1 protein-coding gene and 2 pseudogenes are annotated in these 1,299 nt (G+C 59.2%); all 3 read left to right on the top strand.

Annotation, left to right across the window (positions count from 1 at the left end; translation table 11 throughout):
- Positions 1 to 82 (top strand): annotated as a pseudogene (rpsR, locus tag ACIP1X_RS28345) (30S ribosomal protein S18); the annotation flags it as partial.
- Between the two features lie 36 nt (positions 83 to 118).
- The gene (locus ACIP1X_RS28340; RefSeq protein WP_400755912.1) at positions 119 to 1,012 is read left to right on the top strand and encodes a hypothetical protein; all 894 of its coding nucleotides are present in this window, start codon (positions 119 to 121) and stop codon (positions 1,010 to 1,012) included.
- A gap of 18 nt (positions 1,013 to 1,030) precedes the next feature.
- Positions 1,031 to 1,299 (top strand): annotated as a pseudogene (gene rplI, locus ACIP1X_RS28335) (50S ribosomal protein L9); the annotation flags it as partial.

Here is a 1,299-nt window from a genome sequence, read left to right as displayed (position 1 = left end):
GTTATCAGCGTCAGCTGGCCACCGCTATCAAGCGCGCCCGCTTCCTGGCCCTGCTGGCTACACCGACAGCCACGGCCGCTGAGACCGGGCAGTCGACAAGTAGCAAAGGATTGAATGCATGCGTGCCTTAGCTGAGTTCATCATGCGCGGCCGCATGCAGGCCACTCTCGTAGTGGCCGGATGTGCAACATTGCCGTTGTTGTATTGGTTGGGTGCCGCCGCCGGGAGCCTCGTGCTGCTGCGGCGCGGATTGACAGACGCCCTTGGTGTTCTGTTGCTGGGACTGCTGCCGGCCTTGGTCTGGTGGTTGTACGCCGATGATCCACGGGCACTTCTGGTGCTGCTGGGGTCTTCGGGGCTTGCGTTGATTTTGCGCGCAAGTGAGTCCTGGGTTCGTACGCTGCTGGCCAGCGTGGCAATAGGAGTGGTGTTTTCGGTGGTGCTCGGGGCGGCGTTTGCGGCCCAGATCGAGATGCTCGCGCAGGCCCTTATCAAGGTAATGCCCGCGCTTCTCGGTGAGACCTACAAGCAATTGTCGGTCGATGAGCAAACGCGTTTCGCGTCCCTGATTGCACCAGTCCTGACCGGACTGATTGCGGCGTTGTTGCAGATCGTCAGCGTGCTGAGCCTGATTGTCGGGCGTCATTGGCAGGCGTTGTTGTACAACCCGGGTGGTTTTGGTCGCGAGTTTCGCGCCATACGGATCCCGCTGGGGCCGGCGATGTTACTGCTGGCGTTGATGCTTCTGGGCCCGAATCTCGGTGCACAGATGGCCATGTTGACGCCGTTGTGCAGTGTACCGCTGGTGTTCGCCGGACTTGCCTTGATTCACGGGCTGGTCGGGCAGAAGCGACTGGCCGGTTTCTGGCTGGTGGGGTTGTACGTCACGCTGTTGCTGTTCATGCAGCTGATCTATCCGTTGCTCGTGGTTTTGGCCATTGTCGACAGCCTGATTGATTTTCGCGGTCGTCACGTGTCGAAAGACACCGACAGCGCGAACGGTGAAGGTTAAAAGTTAGAGGATTTTCACATGCAACTGATCCTTCTGGAAAAAGTCACCAACCTGGGCAACCTGGGTGACAAAGTAAACGTTAAGGCCGGTTACGGTCGTAACTACCTGCTGCCTTACGGCAAAGCTACCGCCGCGACCCCAGCGAACATCGCTGCGTTCGAAGAGCGTCGTGCCGAGCTGGAAAAAGCTGCTGCAGACCGTAAAGCATCGGCTGAAAGCCGTGCTGCCCAACTGGCCGAGCTGGAAGTGACCATCACTGCCACCGCTGGCGACGAAGGCAAGCTGTT

The organism is Pseudomonas sp. NPDC088885 (assembly GCF_044750025.1).
In the GTDB taxonomy this organism is placed as follows: Bacteria; Pseudomonadota; Gammaproteobacteria; order Pseudomonadales; family Pseudomonadaceae; genus Aquipseudomonas; species Aquipseudomonas rustica.
The sequence above is the reverse complement of the archived record's forward strand: the minus strand, read 5'-3'. Positions and strand labels throughout refer to the sequence as shown.